The following is an 18012-nucleotide window of genomic DNA, read 5'->3' on the forward strand; positions in this document are numbered from 1 at the left end:
CAATTCGCCCATATCGCAATTACCTGATTGTTTTGGATACTATTTTTTGTTCTATTTTTTCGATACACTCCATTTCAATTTCTTTTTTCATTTGTTCCAGATATTCAGTGAGTTGCTCTTCTGTAATGATAGAATCGCCTGTTGTGGAATTTTCGTTTGTCACGATTCCTTTTACTACCAGTTCTTTTATTATCAATGTCATAGCTAATCCTTTCTGAAAAGTTGATATTTCAACGTCAGCGATTCAATCGCCAATTGGTTGCTGGTACTGTTTAAAGCTGATAGTTCCCACGAAATGGGAAAGGCCTTAACAATAGTCCACGAGGCTAATATTCCGCCGTTTGCACCCAAAAGTGCCAGTTTAATATCCATCGGATCAAACTTAAAATCTTCAATGGCGTCCCTGCACCATTGTTCCAATCTTGAGTTTTTCAACAAGCACCGCTTTAGTACCAGGTTATCGTATTTAGCGTGGGTAGGGAGGTGGTGCACAAAATTGTTGTCGCCACCTTCCTTTTTTTCCACTGTGTTAACCGTTACTTTTAAACCGGATACCTCCTGAAAACTGCTGTCCATATCATCAAATCCGGCAAATTTTACCGAAAAGTAGAATGCGACCGGCGGAGTATAATTGGATTTAAAAAAACTATCGTTCCCCATCATTATTAACCGTTGGCAATTGTTAAGCCTTCATGCATAATCTCGATGCTCTCAATGGCTACTTCATTGGCTTCCGACTTAAGATCGGTTGAGCTTATTTTGGTGGGCCATGCATTATTCAATGTCCAGGTCATGGTGGGATTGGCCTCTTCGTCCAGAAGCTTGATAACAACGTTTTGTCGTTCGATAACATTCATTTTTATTTGTTCGTACCATTCCCAAAAACTATTGTCATTTACAAATACCCCTTTTTTCATAGTGACCTTGTTGTTTTTCACCATTCCGGGCATATTGATTTTTGAAAAAACCTTGCTGTTGCCATGTCTGTATTCCAGTGGCTCAGCTTCTATTTCTAATCCGCTTACTTCCTGAAAAGGAATGTTTGTGGCACTTCCCCAATCTACTACAAAAAAGAATTTTGGTAGTGGCCAGTTACTGTCTTGTGCTTCACCTGCCATAATATTTAATTTTAAAATTTATACGAATGAATGGTTGATTTTATGATTTTTGCATTTGTTGTTCAAATGTGACCACAATGAACTCAGCTGGTCTTACAATCGCTAATTTAACGGTTACCAGCATTTTGCCTTCCAGGATATCCAAGCTTGTCATAGTAGTGCCAAGTCCCACTTCCACATTAAAGGCATCGTCCGGCGAAGATCCTGCTAATGCGCCCTGTTTCCACTTTTCGGTCAGGAAGTTAACAATCATGCTTTTGACCGTTACCCAGGTATTTGCATCGTTAGGTTCAAAAACGTATGAACGAAGGGCCATTTTTATGGATTGCTCCAGCATAATCATGGTGCGCCTGACGTTAATATATCTCCAGTCCAAACTGTTTCCGTCCAGTGTTCTTGCACCCCATATTAAGGTACCTACTCCCGGGAAAGTTCTGATAGCATTGATGGATTTACCCGATGTGGCATCCACATTTAAATTCTCCTGATCATCGTGTGTAATATTTAAGGTTGGCTTAATCACACTGTTCATTCCAACATTGGCAGGTGCTTTCCATACGCCCCGGTTATTATCAACCATAGTATAAATGCCTGCAATAGCTGCTGATGGTGGTAGAATATTCATGACACCTCTGATTTCGTCTAAGAGGTTGGCATACGTTGGGCTTGTTGCCATCAAGCCTAAATGAAAATTACGTTTTTTATTGTCTTTGTAATTCGAGAGTAATTTTCTGGTTTCTTTTAGCCTCTCATTCTTTAACGCATCACTCAGTTTACTAATGATTTCGTTTTTTTTGTTGTCAAACTTCTTAAATTCAGCATCATATGCTTTTTTCTGGTCGTCAAAAGCTTTTTTGGCCTTTTTGTATTCCTCTAATTTCGTTTTGTATTCCTCTTTTTGTTCCGGCGTTGCAGCATCATTCAGATTTTCAAGAGGTTCTGGTTCGTTGGGAACACTTGAATCATCTGGTTTCTTCAATTCTGCCGGGTAATCCTGGATGAGTGCATCCTCCAATTCCGCAGGTTTATCTTCTATTAGCTTTTTGATAATTTCATCTTCATCTGATGTGAAATGATCAATTAAAGTATGCGCTTCTTCTTCAGATTCAGGAAGTAACTCCCCAAGGTTAGTTGTAAGATTATCAAATGTAATTTCCCCTTTTTGTACAATGTTGGTATTTAACCATGGGTAATAAGCGGCTGCATAGTTGAGAAATTCGGTGCCAATTTTTTCCCTGAACTTCTTAACCACATCTACATTATCGTTATTGATTCTCTGTCCATCACCATCGTGGATGTCAAGTATGGCGATCCTGCTCTGCATTTTGGCGCAATGGGCCAGCACTTGTTTATAGACCTCATAAGCATCGTCGCCTAAAGCCACGGCATCCGGAATGACAATCATAGTAGGTTCCTGCTCCTTAAGCAGTGTTTTCAGACCGCCTTCGATTATCTTTCCCTCCTTGTTTTTACTCGTACCTAACAATTCATCTTTTTTAATTTCCTTTTTCCCATCTTCTCCAAATGTGCCTACAGATACAATGTAGCATGTGCCTCCACCGTTAGAAAAGAAAAACTTGATACTGTTAAATAAAAACAATTGATTATGGTCTTCGTACTCAATAGCTCTTTCTACGTTGTTAATTGAAATTACATGTTTGTTTTTTGAATCCTCACCTACCGCAACCAGCTTAAACATTGGGCTTATTGATCCACCAAATAGTTCAAGATAATCGGCAAACGAAGTAATTCTTGTTGGAATATTTACCAGGGATTTGCCATTTCTCGTCGCCTTTTCGGTATATCCAATAAAAGCGGGAATTGCTGTTGCTACTTCCACAACAGATCCCGGGAAAGCATTGACTTCTTCAATGTAAACGCCAGGAGTCATTAATTTTTGTGCCATAACTATTTTTTATTAATTATTAAATATATATGTGAGAGAAGTAGGTCGTTTCCGGATTTTCTGTATCCTGAAATATTAGATCAGGAGAAGCATTGGGCAATTTTTTTAGTACCAACTTGCCAGGCTTCTGAGGCGATACGTAATTATCTACCAATTGATAATAACCGTTGGTGATTTCGGAGATGGGTATTTTGTTTTTTGATTCGAAAACCAAGGCCTCTAAATTATCGTGGACCCGTTGCTTTTTAGGTATGTTAAATACTTGTTCTTTCTCTTTGTTTAAGATGGTTAGGTTGCCAAATTTTTCATAAACAGAATTGACAAGGAAATATTTCCATATGGTTTGTCTGTTCTTGAAGTGAATCGAATAATCAACTTTCCCATACTGTAGGTGCTGATTGAAAAGTCTTCCGGTATAAATTTCTAAAATGCCCATCGGTTTTTTCCATACCGCATTCGGACGATAATAAATGCGACTTATTTCGCTGTTACCCTCTTTTATTTTTATCAAGTTCCCGGTCATGCCTGTTAATGAATATTCTCCTGATTCATTGATGGAATGGATAGATTGAGGTGGGATTTCCATATCCGCGGCATCCGTAAAATGATATTTTTTGGTGTGGTCGAATAAAGGGACCTGGAATTTGCCAGCACATAATTGGATCATCTCATTTTGGCCAACTGTTTCATCTTCATGCAATAAAAATGTATGACTGCCTACGACGCTATTGTTGCCTAGGTTGTTAAAGTATAGTAGGTGGTCGCTTGGACTAAAATCCGGCAAATCCGTAAAGTTCACGAATAGATTCTCTTTACTGTGGAGCAGTAATCGTATCGGGTTATCATCGTTCGTGGTCATCAACAGTTCCGGATTTGCCGCCAGCAGATGAATACCTCCCGGGAAGGATTTGATAATAATATCCAAATCGCGCAATAATTTGGGGGTACCGTCGTCAAATGAAGTATCCAGTGATTTAAACATGTTATCTTGATAATATCCATGTTTAAATAATACTGTTAACAGGTGTTTGAATCCTTGCTTCATAGTGAAATATTAGGTTTTGCTAAGAGGTTCGTTTACCGTTGGGATTATCTCTTTCATTGGCACATCATCAAATACCAGCATGCCTACTTTGTATTGCACAAAGGGAACGAGCTTGCCACCAATGGCAGACCATAGATGACTTAGTTGCGCATGATCTAACTTGCACAATTCAAAATTCAAGTGGTTTGCGTTATGGCTTGAATTATTTCTGTGGCTTATTTCTATTTTTCTGTGGATCTGAAAAAAACGTATGAGTGATGACAGGTAACTTAATCCTTCAATATATACCGAGCTATCGAAATTTGCACAAAACACCAGTTGCATATTCAGGTGTAAAGTCGGAACCTTTTGCACATAAGAGCCATCGCTTTGGCTGGCGCTTTTATTACGGTTGTTTTTTAATGTAGATTCTTCATCTAAACTGATCAGAAAGAAGACAATTTTACCGTCAACCTTTTCAGCCATTGCCCCATCCGCTTTCACCAAATTGGATAAAACGGCCTTATTCTCTGAGATAGAAAATTCATTTTTAAAATGCTCGTTGAGTATGTCTTGGATATAAGTTAAAGCAACATCAATCATAATAAGAAATTCGTATATGTCAGATTTTCAATTGAAAGTTATTTAATGTACAAAAAATAAACGATATAAAGACCATTATATCCTAAACAATACTTTTCCCTTCTTTTATTTTCTCAATTCTTAGACCGGCTTGAATGTCTTTATACCTGATCGTTCGCTCATTTATACTCAGGCATTTGAGGACGCAGTAATGCAAAATATTTATTATTGAAGCCGCACTTAACTCATATTCGTCCGAGAGATTCTGCAGATCAATCTCCTTATCGTATTCAAATTCATCGGTTTTGGATTTTCTCCATAGGGTAAGGCGATGTTCTGCATCTGGTATTTCAAAGTCTAATATGAGTTGGAATCTCCTGAAAAACGCCTGGTCGATATTCTTCTTAAAATTGGAGGACAGAATAACCAAGCCATCAAAATCTTCTATTCGCTGCAAAAGGAAGGACACTTCCTGGTTGGCATATCGATCGTGAGAATCTTTGGCATGGCTTCTTTTTCCAAATAACGCATCGGCTTCATCAAAAAATAGTATCCAGTCTTTGGATTCAGCCATATCAAATACCCGAGAGAGGTTTTTTTCTGTTTCACCAATATATTTAGATACTACCATGGATAAATCAATTCTATATACATCCATTTGGCAGTGTTGTCCGAGTAGGCTGGCGGTCAGTGTTTTTCCGGTGCCCGGAGGTCCAGTGAACAATACTTTAAATCCCGGTTTTATTTTTTTTCCAAATTGATAATTGTTTTTGAGTGTTTTACCGTGGGCTATGTAATTTCTGATTTCTTCCAATCCCTGTATGATGTGGTTGGGAACCACCAAATCGTCCCATACTTGTGATGTATATAATCGTTTTGCAGGGAAAAGCTGGCTATAATCGGGTTTAAATACTTTACCGGTAGTACATAAGGACAAGTGTTCCTGGGAGATGGAAAGAAGCCCATATAATAGAGGTTCGTTTAAGGATGATGGTTTCAGGGTCAGAATGCCGTCTCGATGGAAAAAATGATCTTTATTAAACAAGCGCAATAATTCAAATCTGTTTTTAAGGTTGTTTCCGGCTAAAATAAAAATGGCAGTTTCCCCCGTGGGTAAATACCCTTTATGTTTATCATATCTGATACCTCCAAATTCCGTGAAGGGAATGTCGTACAATTCGTTTTTCATATGTAACAAATCCAATAGGGAAGGTTTAACATGGGGGATTAATGCCAGAATCAACACAAGTCGCTCTTCAAAACCCATTGCGTATTTGTTAATTAAAAGCGCATAGGGTGAGTTATGGTTTTTGATAGAGGGTATTTCCAGGTTTGAAATTTCTTTTTCGGACAGCGATTGTTCAAAAGTTATTTTTCCTCTCAGTAAGATAAGCTTCTGAAACCAATCCAGTTCCTGTTCTATCGTAATGGCATTGGATGAAATACTCCCCATATTCGAATATTTAAATATTAAACAACCCGTGATTGTGATAATAAATGATGTCTGCAATGAGCAGGTATGCTTCAACGATTTTATCGTTTATAAGCATACTTACTCGATGGGATGCAAAGGCTATTTGTTGAATGATATAATTTACATCAATACTGGTGGGATGTCAATAGTTAATATCAGGGGAAAAAATGAAGAAGTATACTACTCCATATCGATAAGCCGGGATCTGTCATTAGGGATTAGAAAAAAATGAAGGAAGGGATAATTTGTTGGATAAAAATTTGTGAGTTTATTTTTGTTTTAAGCACAACAAACTTTAACTTGAATATTATTAAGGATTATATCCATCAAATTACGCTTTCGTTAACCAAACTTCAATGATATTTACATCTGTTTGGATTTAGGTTGATAATCGGTTTACTTTTTTTAAAATACATTATTATGACAAATGATGCGATAAGTAACCCCGGATTGGTGCTTGTTAGTGAGGTATATCCTGATAACCTAATGGTATTACCTTTGGATAAAAGGCCGGTTTTTCCCGGATTGGCGTTGCCCTTGTTTTTTAACTCAAAAGATCTGGTGGAAAAAGTTGAGTACGCCATTGAAAAAGGAAAGGGATTTATTGGTGTTTCGCTCATCAGGGAACTTAACAGGCCAGATGTTGAAGAACTGGAACTGTTTAAGACAGGAACGCTACTTAAAGTTTTAAGAGTGCTTAATAAAAGTGAGGATACCATAAATGTTTTTGTGCAGGCTGTAACCAGGTTTCATTACGTAAAGGAAGCTGTGAAGGGAGGGTTCCCTCATTGGCAGGTTACCTACGAGTACGAACAAAAGCAGGCGGTTACAGACGAAATAAAGGCGTTTACAATGGCTATCATCAATTCGGTTAAAGAATTGATAAAGATAAATCCGATGTTCCATGAACAAATGCGACTGGCAATACAACAGGTAGGGCTTGAAAAACCTGGATTGTTAATGGATTTGGTCGCTTCCTTTTTATCCTCAGAAGGAAAAAAACAACAGGAAATACTTGAAGCGGTTGACCTGTTTGACCGAAGCGAAAAGATTTTGATTTTATTGAAGGAGGAGTTGGAATTAAGCAAGCTGCAACAAGACATTCAAAAACAAATTGAAGAAAAGATAACACAAAACCAACGTGAGTTCTTCTTGCGTGAACAACTCAAAGTAATTAAAAAAGAACTTGGTCTTGAAAAGGATGATAAAACCACTGAATTGGAAGGTTTTGAGAGTAAGATAAAAGCATTAAAACTAACCGGGGAAGCAGCAAATGTGGTGGACGAAGAGTTGGATAAACTGAAAACCCTTGAATCGGGTTCGTCCGAGTTCAATGTAACACGAACCTATTTGAACTGGCTAACCGATTTGCCCTGGGGCATTTTTTCCGATGACAATAAAAACCTGAAAACAGCCCGGAAAATACTGGATGAACAGCATTATGGCCTCGATGACGTGAAACAACGCATTCTCGAATTTATCAGTACCATAATTAAGCGGGGTAAGGTTTCCGGTTCTATCATCTGTTTGGTTGGCCCGCCCGGGGTTGGGAAAACCTCCGTTGGTAAATCTATTGCCGAGGCCATGGGGCGCGAGTTTTATCGTTTTTCGGTTGGTGGCATGCGCGATGAGGCCGAAATTAAAGGACACAGACGCACTTACATCGGGGCTATGCCGGGTAAAATTATTCAAAGCCTGAAAAGGGCCCGGGTGGCAAATCCTGTGATTATGCTCGATGAGATTGATAAAATAGGTGCAAGCTACCAGGGCGACCCTGCAGCCGCCTTGCTGGAAGTGTTGGATCCGGAGCAAAATTCAGAATTCCTCGACCATTATCTGGATGTACGCTTCGACTTGTCAAACATACTTTTTGTTACCACAGCAAACCAACTCGATACCATTCCCCGACCCTTGCTCGACCGGATGGAAATCATAAAATTGTCTGGGTACATACTCGAAGAAAAAGTGCAAATTGCAAAGCGCTACCTTATACCGAAACAACGCAATGAGCATGGTTTAAAGGCCAGTGAAGTGGGCATTTCCGAAACGGCTCTTAAAAAAATGATTGATGGCTATGCCCGCGAAGCCGGTATTAGAGGGTTGGAAAACCAAATCAAGAAAATAATGCGAAAAGCTACGCTTCGCCTAGCCGAAGATGGAAACGGTAAGACAAATGTTACGCATAAGAATTTAACAGAATATATTGGCCAGCCTGTGTTTACAACCGAGGAACTGTATGAAAAGTCGATTCCGGGAGTTAGCCTTGGCCTGGCATGGACAGCGATGGGTGGCGCAACGTTATATATCGAAGCAACTGCAATAAGCGCAAAGAATGCAGGGCTTAAACAAACGGGACAATTGGGTAATGTTATGCAGGAATCATCAGAAATTGCCTACTCGTATGTTCGTTCCTTATTTACGGAGGATAATAAGTTTCAAAATTATTTTAACCAGCATTTTGTGCACTTGCATGTTCCGGCTGGGGCAACCCCCAAAGATGGCCCATCAGCAGGTATCACTATGGCTTTAGCTCTTTATTCACTGGTGATTGGAAAAGCCGTGAAAAAGGGATTGGCTATGACCGGGGAGCTTACGTTAACCGGAAAGGTGTTGCCCATTGGCGGAGTGCGCGAAAAGACGATTGCTGCCCGGAGGGTTAAAGTGTTTGAGTTGATATTCCCTGCCGACAATAAAAAGGATTTCGATGAATTGCCCGACTATATCAAGGAAGGGGTTACTGCCCACTTCGTTAGCTATTTTGCCGATGTGTTGAATGTCGTCTGGCCGAAATAATATTATCAACAACAAAAAGCGCTTGAACGCTAAAAGGGATGCGTTTTCTTTTGTTGTGTTTTGTGCTTTTTGTTGTTTGCCATGGTATCGTCGTAGTTATCGTTTGCCCAGGGGAATCATAAGCCAAGGTACTTAAGGAAACTTTGCTGAATCTGATATGCATCGTTATGGGTTTCGTCGAAGCTCAGTATTATTAAACCGCAGGCAAGTTCCGACAATTTCCAATCACCTGTAAGTCCGCTAACACCTGACCTGTATATCCGTCTGAAATGCTGATTGGCAGGCAGTCCTGTAAGTCTCATAATGGCAATTGCCCTTCGTATCGAGCTTTCGATATTATTGTGATGAGCGTGTAAATACGATTGCAACAATTCGCTGGCATAATATCTATACCGCAAATCGTTCATTCTGCTAAGAAAAATTTCAATAGCAGGATTTAAGTGGTTATATTGGCTATATCGTGCTATCATATGGGTAATCTTTAATTTCTGCTATACATGTGTTTTGTTTCGCAACCGTTTTAACTTTCTGAAAAGGTCAAGTTCTTCCTCAGAAAGGTTTCGGGGAATGCTGATAATAAGCTGAACATATAAATCACCTGACCTGCCCGGTTTGTTATACACGGGCATACCTTTACCTTTTAACCGGAGTTTGCTTCCCGGCTGTGACCCTTTAGGTACTTTCAAACTTAATTTCCCGGCAAGGGTATTTACTTCTATCTTACCGCCCAGAATGGCTGTATAAAAGTCTATGTTTGCCTTGTATATCAAATCGTTTCCTTGTAATTCGTAGTTGTTGTCAGGAATAATTTTCAGTTTAATGTATATGTCACCGGGTGTTCCGCTGTTGTAAGCATGTCCGCCTTTCCCCTTAATCCTTAGCTCCTGCCCGTTATAAGCGCCCGGTTTAATCGTCGTTCGCAGTTTTTGTCCGTTCACCGTTATTATCCGTGTTGTACCGGAATAAGCTTCGGCAAGGGATATTTCCATTTCGGCCTGGTAATCGGTTCCTTTTTTTGATGCGGCACGGCCGTTAAAACCGTTAATATCACTTGACATGCTGCTTCCGCCCATACCACCCATGCCTCCAAAAAAAGCATTGAAGAAGTCGGAAAAGTTATTTCCGGCACCTCCAAACATATCGCTAATATCCCCTTGGTAATAGAACGAACCTCCACCGGGCATGCCTCCGCCGAACTGTGAGTAATTGAAACCACCTGTCCCGGCACCGGCATTTTGGTACTGTTTCCAGTTTGCACCTAATTGGTCGTACTTTTGTCTTTTTTCGGGGTCTTTAAGTACCTCATAGGCCTCGCCAATTTCCTTAAAGCGTTCTTCTGCCTGCTTCTCACCTTTGTTTTTATCGGGGTGATACTTCACAGCCAGTTTCCTGTAAGCTTTTTTTATTTCATCTTGGCTGGCACTTTTCGATACACCTAATATTTTATAATAATCCTTGTAATCCATGTCTTAACCAATATTTAAGTCAATGCAACTACTTCATTATTAAACCCGCCATTTGGCGGCATTTGAAACACCATTGTTCAAAGAAACAGAATGTCTTAATTTCTAATCCGGCAAGGCCTTTTTCAATTTCCTGTTTTGCTTTTTTGCATACGATGCCCCGTTCAGTTTTCTTTTCGGTGTGTTTTTTATTACTTAGGTTTTATCCCACGGACAATCAGCCGGTTCTGACAAAACCACTATGGGCTTTTTGTTTTTCTTGTTATTTTTCCAGTGAAAAGAGGTTTCATTTCCGGCGGGGAAAGAAAGGGGGCTACAGGCACTTATTGAAATCCCTGCAAGAAACAAAATAAAGTAAGCAGCGTATGTCAATTCCTTTTTCAACATAAACTAAGCAGTTTATTGTGTTCCGCTTGTACACCTATGGTGTTTTTCTATATCCAAAAATTAGTCGTACAAATTACAATCCAATTTACATCCCAATCGCTTATCTGTCAAAATGGCCCATTGGGTGTGAAAAAAATGCCATGTTCAACTGTCGTTTTGACCTATCTATTAATAAGCACCTTATCTCTATTGTCAAAGCCTTTATCTTTTGTTTTCCTGAATATTTACAGCAATATACTTTTAAAATTTTTTACGTTTCTTCGTCAATGGACAAAATTCCGGAGTACCAGGCAAGTTATTTTTTATCCGATGTTGAATAGAGTTTTCTGATGGACCAGGATACGGTAAGTTAGGATTAACCATTCCCTTCGTATCTTAAAGCAAAGACGATGTGAATTAAAGGATTATTATTGGGTTTGTTTGTCATGCGAAGGGGTGTTGTTTTTTTAAGAGGCTACACAACATGTAGAAGACCAATAAGTTTAATCGGGGATAAAAATTTGAAATAAAAATCTTAAAATTAACAACCTATCCTGTGTAAATCCCGTAAATGCTCCAAAATAAAAAGTTATGGAAGATGCATTGTTTTGGAAAGACGGATATTCGATAGGAATTGAGCAGATTGATATGGAGCATAAAATATTTTTGGATCTGATCAGAAATTTAAAAAATGAAATAGATGACGGTATTGATGACGACAGGTTATTAGATTTAATACTGGAGATTGAGAAGTATGCTGAATTTCATTTTATTAGCGAAGAAAACTTTATGAAAAAAATCAAATTTCCTCAATTTGAATATCATCGGGATTTGCATTATAACCTGTTGGAAAAACTAAATGTAGTGAAACATAGAAAAGTCAATCCAGGCGATTTTTTAAAGTTTGTAATCGAGTGGTTTATAACCCATACCTCCAAGGAGGATAAAGCATTGGAAATTTTTTGCACTAATAATAACATTAAGGCCGATTTTAAATTTGAATTGTTAAAGAATGGATAAAATATTGATCATTGACGATATAGAAGAGAACTTAGTAGTTGTCAATGAAATTCTTACAGAGCAAGGTTACCACACACAAGCAACAACCAGCGGTAGGGAAGGCATAGCATACAGCAATACTAATGATTTTGACTTGTTTTTAATAGATGTGAGAATGCCGGAGCTGGATGGTTTTGAGGTATGCCGTTTAATAAAACAAAAAGAAAGTAATGCCAACACTCCGGTTTTGTTCTTTGTGGCAAAAACTGATTATGAAAATATCCCTAGAGTATTTGAGCATGGTGGGGTTGACATTATTTCAAAACCTTTTCAGAAAAACGAATTATTGGCCAGGGTAAACACCCATTTCGAAATCCATAAACAAAAAAAGAAATTACATGAACTGAACGCAACAAAGGATAAATTCTTTTCGATCATTGCGCACGATTTGAGGAGTCCTTTTAATATGTTGCTTGGTTTTAATGAATTACTGATTAAAAATGTGCAAGCGTATTCACCTGAAACAATCAAGTCAATTGCACAAAATATGTTTGATGCATCAAAACAAACCTTTAACCTGTTGGAAAATTTGCTGGAGTGGTCACGCCTGCAAACCGGAAAGATAAATTCCGATCGTACTAAAATAAAACCGCTTGAATTAATCGATGAAGTAATATTACTGTGTGAGCCTATGGCCAAACAAAAAGGCATTGATTTAAATTGTCATGTTTATTGCGATGAATATATTTTTGCCGATCGTGAGATGATAAAAACAGTATTGAGAAATTTAGTTACCAATGCCTTGAAATTTACATATCCTTCTGGACATCTGCATATAGAAACTCGTAAAATAAAGGATAAAGTGCTTTTTGTAGTATCGGATTCTGGTATTGGGATTGAGCCTGAACATATCAACAAGCTTTTTAGCATTGATAGGAAATTTTCAAACAAAGGCACCGCTGAAGAAAATGGCACGGGTTTGGGACTAGTGCTGTGTAAAGAGTTTATGGAGATACATAAGGAAGATATCTGGGTAGAAAGTGAATTAGGAAAAGGGAGTGATTTTAAATTCACTTTACCATTATATAAAAATTTCAATGCCAATTAAGGGCTATGTGATATCGCTATTACGGTAAAACGGGCATTGGTAGGCCCGCAGAGCGGGATATACATAAATATCCATCGGTTTATGTCCTTATCGAATCGGTGTGGTACAATTTTGAAAATTAACCACTCGGATACCTAAAGCATCCCGGAAATCCATTATAGACTTCATCATGGGCTATTTCCTGGGGGGATGGTAAATCCTCCATTCTTAATGCTTGATAAAAGCAATCATTACTGACCTACTAAGTATTATTTCGTCTTATAATGTTGAACAGAATGGCAATAGATTTAAACGAGTAAGCATGCTGTCTGGGTCATTCATGCGCCTTGATACAAAAGCGTTAAAAAAAATCAGTAATCGAAGCGTTAAGAAATAATTTTTACGATAAGTGAGTGTATATGATGATTGCTTACATATTACCGAACGGAGCAAAAATCAATAAGAGTAAAAACGGTTTGAACCCGCCACTTGCATTAGAAATCCTGTTGCGCAATTCAACTACTTCACAACAAGGCGCTTCACTGAGCTGTATCAACTCACCAGAGCGGTGCTGTGTCTCGTTTCGGCAACTCCTTGTTTTATCGTATTTTAAATGCTCATTACACCTAGCTAAAATAGCCTGGATATTAAAAGGCCCAGTTGATGCATTGGATTTCAAAGTTTACATTTTTACTTTATTATTCTTCAAAAGGTTATCAAATGTATATGATGAAGAATACCAACAAGCACTTGAAGAGTCAGATGGCGATGCTGAATATGCATCTTGGCCTGAATTTCACCGCTTTGAAACACCGGAAGGGGCCATTGGAAAGATGTACGTGAAACACAATCAATGTTGTTTTAGCTATTGAACAAGCGTTACGTGGAATTGAACAAGCAAACCAGGAGCTGCTTTACGGTATTTTTGGAGATGCTCAATGGAGTAATAAAAATAAATTTTCTGGAGCCACACCATGTACAACAAATATACACTAGGTTCAATAAATACGAAGATGTAGAGAATCAGGTTAAGATAGCTAGTCTCGAAGACATCATAGAAAATGATTATAATTTGAATATTCCACTTTACGTAGAGAAAATAATTGAGGATAATCTTCCTTCGGGAGAAGACGCCATGACGGATTTGAAATCAGCATGGGATAAAAGTTTAAAAGCTGAAGAAAAGTTAAAAACATATTGAAAGATTCACTACAGATAGCGCAGATTAACACAGATAAGAATCTGAAAAAATCCGTGGTAAATAAAGCTATTGACAGTTTAATAATCAAAAGAATTCACCACAGATGACCAAATAAAAATCTGTGAGAATCTGTGGTGCAAAGTATAAACAATGACACAACAAGAACTTAAAAAATATCTCTGGGGAGCAGCAACAGCCTTACGTGGTACCATTGATGCCGGAGATTACAAGCAATATATTTTCCCTTTACTCTTCTTTAAACGCATATGCGATGTGTACGATGAAGAATTTGAAAAGGCTTTAGAAGAGAGCGATGGCGATATGGAATATGCAGCTTTTGCTGAAAACCATCATTTTGTAGTGCCCGAAGAGGGGCATTGGAATAAGGTGCGCGAAACCACTACCAATGTAGGAATGGCCTTGCAAAATGCCATGCGCGAAATTGAAAAAGCAAACCCTGATACTTTGAACGGTATTTTTGGCGATGCCAGTTGGAACAACAAGGACCTCGGGTATTATCGAAGAGACCAAGATCGGATATCGTTTTTCATATGATGAAGAATATCTGAATAAAAAAGTGAGATGGCCTATTAGCAAGACTTTGCCTATTTTTAAACATCCATACTCATCCAGCACCATGTTTCCATTTTTTGATGATCTAATTCAGGAAGGTTGGATGTAGATGTAGCCAATTGGAAATTGAAGCCTATTGACAGAATGGGTTAATATTTAGCTTGTTGTAAAGATTGTATTGGAGCAGTTTCTGTTCTGCCAATAAAAGAACCTTATTATATATAACAAACATTTATATTGTTACCAGTCATTAGGAGAAGAAGATAAAGACTTTCATTCAAAATGCTCAAAAAATATTTTTGGAACAAGAGAAGCTCCTGTATTGGATTGCTCTTTAGGTCAAATGAACGAATTGGCGAAAAAGATAGTTCGAAGTCATGTTACTGTTCCTGGTGTTCAAGCTAAATTATCTTTTCATTTTGAAAATCAAAGAGGGCAAGAGAATAGTTTGACTTTGGCCGGTGTTTGGGGTAATATGATATTTAAACCACCCACTCAACAAATCGATCATTTACCCGAGAATGAAGATTTTACAATGCATTTAGCCAAATTGTTTAAGATGAATGTTGTACCAAACTCTTTAATCAGGCTAAAACCAGGAGAGTTGGCTTAATATTACTAAAAGAATAGATCGGATTTGGGAGCAGAAACTAGCAACTGAAACAGTATTAAGCCAGGCAGAAGCTTCGGCGGAATTTGGAGTTGATTTATTTACAGAAAATAATAGAACCTATTTTGAGAAGATACGTTTGAAACCTTATCATATTGATTTCGCCATTTTTTTTTCATGGTAATAATCAATGGGACTATAAGGCATACGAGTGAAGGACATCACCATGTTTACCAAGGGATAAAGACCATAAATTCAAGAAAGATAACACCAAACAAATGTATATGGCAATGCCATTTCAATACAACATATTGTAAAAAAGAACATGTTAATGTTGGTGGACGTTTGAAAAATATTATTGATCCATTCTACTTCGGAATAATACGACTTTTAAATGCTACAGGTAATTATACGGTAGCAAATATTATTTTTCTGGTCTTTCTAATTCCTTTATTTATATACTATTTTATCATATGTTCCATAGATATGCAAATTCAAACTCGTAAACTTAAAAAACATGATTGAGGGATTAAAATTGTTTGAATTAATGTATCACTGTTGTACTGATTTTATTATAAGCTTGGCGAATTTATTCAGTTTATCTTATTATGAGATAAATGCTATACTCTTTTGTGTTTTATATCCTTTATTGTTTATAGGATTAATAGTTTTATTTATTATTCAGAATTACCGTTTGAAAAAGTTAAAGGAGGCACGTTAATCCGCATGCTCTAATTGAAGGTTAGAAATTGGGCTAAAAGTAGCATTGGATGAATTGTTTAGTACTTATATTGATACAAATTTTTGTAACCGATCGCTCTGCTGCATCTTGCCCCAGCAACTTTTGCTCCCTAGTTTTGGGGCAAAAAGCAATGCGGATTACATAAATAAAATTTGGAAAGCTATACCGGGAGCAAAAAGAATAGGGTTTGAGCGTTCATTACTTTTGTTTTAACCAAGGAATAGCCCCAGCAAAATTTTACTGGATATTCCGGAGTAAGCGTATCAGTTTTAGCATGCTGTTTAACAGTCTAACGGTTTGAACTGTACCAATGGTTAGTACCTTAGCTGTCACAAAAAATTACACGTAATAACCGCATTTGTTCAAATTTAATCAGTACCTTTTATCATTAAAGAATACGCCCAATGAAGGTATCTGTAAACAGAAAAAATATCACTTTTAGTCCTGACCCCTGTCGAGTAATTGCACGTTTTATGTTTTCAAGTGAAGAACGGGCTATGAATATCATTCGTTTTGTACTCGATATGAATGAGAAAGATGTTTCATTTGCTTTGCAGCAGACATTAAGGGATTATTCGATGCGACATCGAAACATTTCTAAAATATTCGAGAAACATTTTAACAGAGTCTCTCACATATTAAGGTATATGCAAATAGAGCCGGATACAATTGCTTTTTCCACTAAAATCTTAATTGGATCTTATTTTACAATGGAGTATTCCATTGAATCAGCTGCTTTTTTTAATCCTTCTATGGTAGATCATCCTGACCAAACGGAAATAGGGCATGATCAAAAAAGAGTGATCATAAGCTTTAGAGCTACAGGTGAAGGGCATATTTCATCTATAGTTTTTAGAACAGGGGTACTGAGTAAGGGCGACCATATTACGCTTGAACCAATTGGTAATATGTTAGAGGAGGCGGAATACATTTGGAGGTACACCTATGACAAGAAGACTTTTGCGCGTAAAATTGAAGAAATGCAAGATTTTCATAGTATTATCCCTCCTGAATTAATTTTGGATAAGTTGAATGATCAATTTACCTACGGAGAATTGCATAAATGTATTAAGGAAACAAGGACATCGGTACATTTGGAAAAAGATAAGGAATACCTTTATAATCAGATAATTTGGTTAGCATCATCTCATTATGAACTTCAGTTTTCGCTGGATACGAATATCTCGGAAAGAGTTATATTTCCAGTATCAGCCAACGAAAAAAATGGTATTGAAGATGCACGATTTGTTAAATTTAAAGATGAGGATAATAAAGTAACCTACTACGCCACCTATACAGCCTATGACGGAACTACCATTCTGCCTAAACTGCTGGCAACAGAAGATTTTTATCATTTTAAGGTAAGTCCGCTGCACGGCGATATCGCTAAAAATAAAGGTATGGCATTGTTCCCTCGAAAAGTGAATGGAAAATATGCCATGCTTTGCAGGATAGATGGCGTTAATAATTACATTGCTTTTTCGGATAGTATTACCATATGGAGAGAGGCAAAAATATTGCAACAACCTAAATACTCCTGGGAACTTATTCAAATGGGTAACTGCGGCTCTCCAATTGAAACGGAGGATGGATGGTTGGTAATAACGCATGGTGTTGGGCCAATGCGTGAATATGTGTTAGGTGCGGCATTGTACGATTTAAATAATCCTGAAATTGAAATAGGAAGATCTAAAACACCACTTTTGATACCAAATTCCGAGGAAAGAGAAGGTTATGTACCTAATGTGGTATACTCTTGCGGTTCAATGGTGCATAATGATCAATTAATTATACCGTATGCCATGTCAGACTATTCCTCTACGTATGCAACAGTAAACCTGAAAGAACTTCTTAATGAATTAAAAAATTCCGTATAACTCTAATGCCAAAAATAAATGGAGTGCTTATAACCAGCATCGTAGGAGCCACAATTATTCATGCATCTTGCGGGGTAAAGAAAGCAGGAGAATTAAAAAAATGAGTAATCACCCCAACTTTAAATGGTATAATATATCCATGCTATAGTTATGGGCAACCAGAAAAATACGAATAGCTTTGTTACAGAAATGTTTCA

At 37.7% G+C, this 18012-nt stretch carries 18 protein-coding genes; 9 read left to right on the top strand and 9 right to left on the bottom strand.

All coding sequences use genetic code 11. The features are described 5' to 3' along the window. Positions 1-19: 19 nt before the first annotated feature. The 7 genes from ACT29I_RS14095 to ACT29I_RS14125 all read right to left on the bottom strand — a co-directional run bounded on the left by ACT29I_RS14095 (position 20) and on the right by ACT29I_RS14125 (position 6083). Complete coding sequence (locus ACT29I_RS14095; RefSeq protein ID WP_430933087.1) at positions 20-202, bottom strand: DUF5908 family protein; 183 nt, start codon at positions 200-202, stop codon at positions 20-22. Positions 203-204: 2 nt separating this feature from the next. After that, entirely contained in the window at positions 205-663 is a 459-nt protein-coding gene (locus ACT29I_RS14100) for a phage tail protein (RefSeq protein WP_430933088.1), read from the bottom strand. 2 nt (positions 664-665) lie between these two features. Next, on the bottom strand, positions 666-1118 hold the full coding sequence (locus ACT29I_RS14105; protein WP_430933089.1) for a phage tail protein: 453 nt from the start codon (positions 1116-1118) through the stop codon (positions 666-668). A 40-nt stretch (positions 1119-1158) separates the two neighbouring features. Further along, positions 1159-3024: a phage tail sheath C-terminal domain-containing protein gene (locus ACT29I_RS14110; protein ID WP_444793745.1), complete on the bottom strand. Its 1866-nt coding sequence runs from the start codon at positions 3022-3024 to the stop codon at positions 1159-1161. Positions 3025-3043: 19 nt separating this feature from the next. Then, on the bottom strand, positions 3044-4069 hold the full coding sequence (locus ACT29I_RS14115; protein WP_444793746.1) for a hypothetical protein: 1026 nt from the start codon (positions 4067-4069) through the stop codon (positions 3044-3046). A gap of 9 nt (positions 4070-4078) precedes the next feature. Then, positions 4079-4651, bottom strand: coding sequence for a DUF4255 domain-containing protein (locus ACT29I_RS14120; RefSeq protein WP_430933092.1), 573 nt, complete (start codon positions 4649-4651; stop codon positions 4079-4081). Positions 4652-4733: 82 nt separating this feature from the next. Further along, positions 4734-6083: an ATP-binding protein gene (locus ACT29I_RS14125; RefSeq protein WP_444793747.1), complete on the bottom strand. Its 1350-nt coding sequence runs from the start codon at positions 6081-6083 to the stop codon at positions 4734-4736. A 441-nt stretch (positions 6084-6524) separates the two neighbouring features. On the opposite strand from ACT29I_RS14125, the gene lon reads away from it, so the two are divergent. Then, the gene (lon, locus tag ACT29I_RS14130; protein ID WP_430933094.1) at positions 6525-8897 is read left to right on the top strand and encodes an endopeptidase La; all 2373 of its coding nucleotides are present in this window, start codon (positions 6525-6527) and stop codon (positions 8895-8897) included. A gap of 116 nt (positions 8898-9013) precedes the next feature. Here the strand turns inward: lon and ACT29I_RS14135 are convergent, their stop codons facing one another. Next, entirely contained in the window at positions 9014-9367 is a 354-nt protein-coding gene (locus ACT29I_RS14135) for a hypothetical protein (protein ID WP_430933095.1), read from the bottom strand. Between the two features lie 21 nt (positions 9368-9388). After that, complete coding sequence (locus ACT29I_RS14140; protein ID WP_444793748.1) at positions 9389-10363, bottom strand: DnaJ C-terminal domain-containing protein; 975 nt, start codon at positions 10361-10363, stop codon at positions 9389-9391. A gap of 954 nt (positions 10364-11317) precedes the next feature. Between ACT29I_RS14140 and ACT29I_RS14145 the strand changes: the two genes are divergently transcribed. From ACT29I_RS14145 to ACT29I_RS14180, 8 genes are all read left to right on the top strand, one after another. Further along, the gene (locus ACT29I_RS14145) at positions 11318-11746 is read left to right on the top strand and encodes a hemerythrin domain-containing protein (protein WP_430933099.1); all 429 of its coding nucleotides are present in this window, start codon (positions 11318-11320) and stop codon (positions 11744-11746) included. After that, entirely contained in the window at positions 11739-12833 is a 1095-nt protein-coding gene (locus tag ACT29I_RS14150) for a hybrid sensor histidine kinase/response regulator (protein ID WP_444793749.1), read from the top strand. The genes ACT29I_RS14145 and ACT29I_RS14150 overlap by 8 nt, the downstream gene beginning before the upstream one ends. A 398-nt stretch (positions 12834-13231) precedes the next feature. Beyond that, complete coding sequence (locus ACT29I_RS14155) at positions 13232-13684, top strand: type I restriction-modification system subunit M N-terminal domain-containing protein (protein WP_430933101.1); 453 nt, start codon at positions 13232-13234, stop codon at positions 13682-13684. Between the two features lie 11 nt (positions 13685-13695). Next, on the top strand, positions 13696-14013 hold the full coding sequence (locus tag ACT29I_RS14160) for an N-6 DNA methylase (RefSeq protein ID WP_430933102.1): 318 nt from the start codon (positions 13696-13698) through the stop codon (positions 14011-14013). 150 nt (positions 14014-14163) lie between these two features. Further along, positions 14164-14568 carry a type I restriction-modification system subunit M N-terminal domain-containing protein gene (locus ACT29I_RS14165; protein ID WP_444793750.1) on the top strand — a complete coding sequence of 135 codons (405 nt, stop codon included), beginning with the start codon at positions 14164-14166 and terminating at the stop codon, positions 14566-14568. After that, positions 14498-14695: a HipA N-terminal domain-containing protein gene (locus tag ACT29I_RS14170; protein ID WP_430933105.1), complete on the top strand. Its 198-nt coding sequence runs from the start codon at positions 14498-14500 to the stop codon at positions 14693-14695. The genes ACT29I_RS14165 and ACT29I_RS14170 overlap by 71 nt, the downstream gene beginning before the upstream one ends. 243 nt (positions 14696-14938) lie before the next feature. Continuing rightward, positions 14939-15199: a hypothetical protein gene (locus tag ACT29I_RS14175; RefSeq protein WP_430933106.1), complete on the top strand. Its 261-nt coding sequence runs from the start codon at positions 14939-14941 to the stop codon at positions 15197-15199. Positions 15200-16342: 1143 nt separating this feature from the next. Next, complete coding sequence (locus tag ACT29I_RS14180) at positions 16343-17815, top strand: glycoside hydrolase family 130 protein (protein WP_430933107.1); 1473 nt, start codon at positions 16343-16345, stop codon at positions 17813-17815. Positions 17816-18012 lie beyond the last annotated feature (197 nt).

The sequence above is a fragment of the Saccharicrinis sp. GN24d3 genome (assembly GCF_052400645.1).
Lineage (GTDB): Bacteria > Bacteroidota > Bacteroidia > Bacteroidales > Marinilabiliaceae > Saccharicrinis.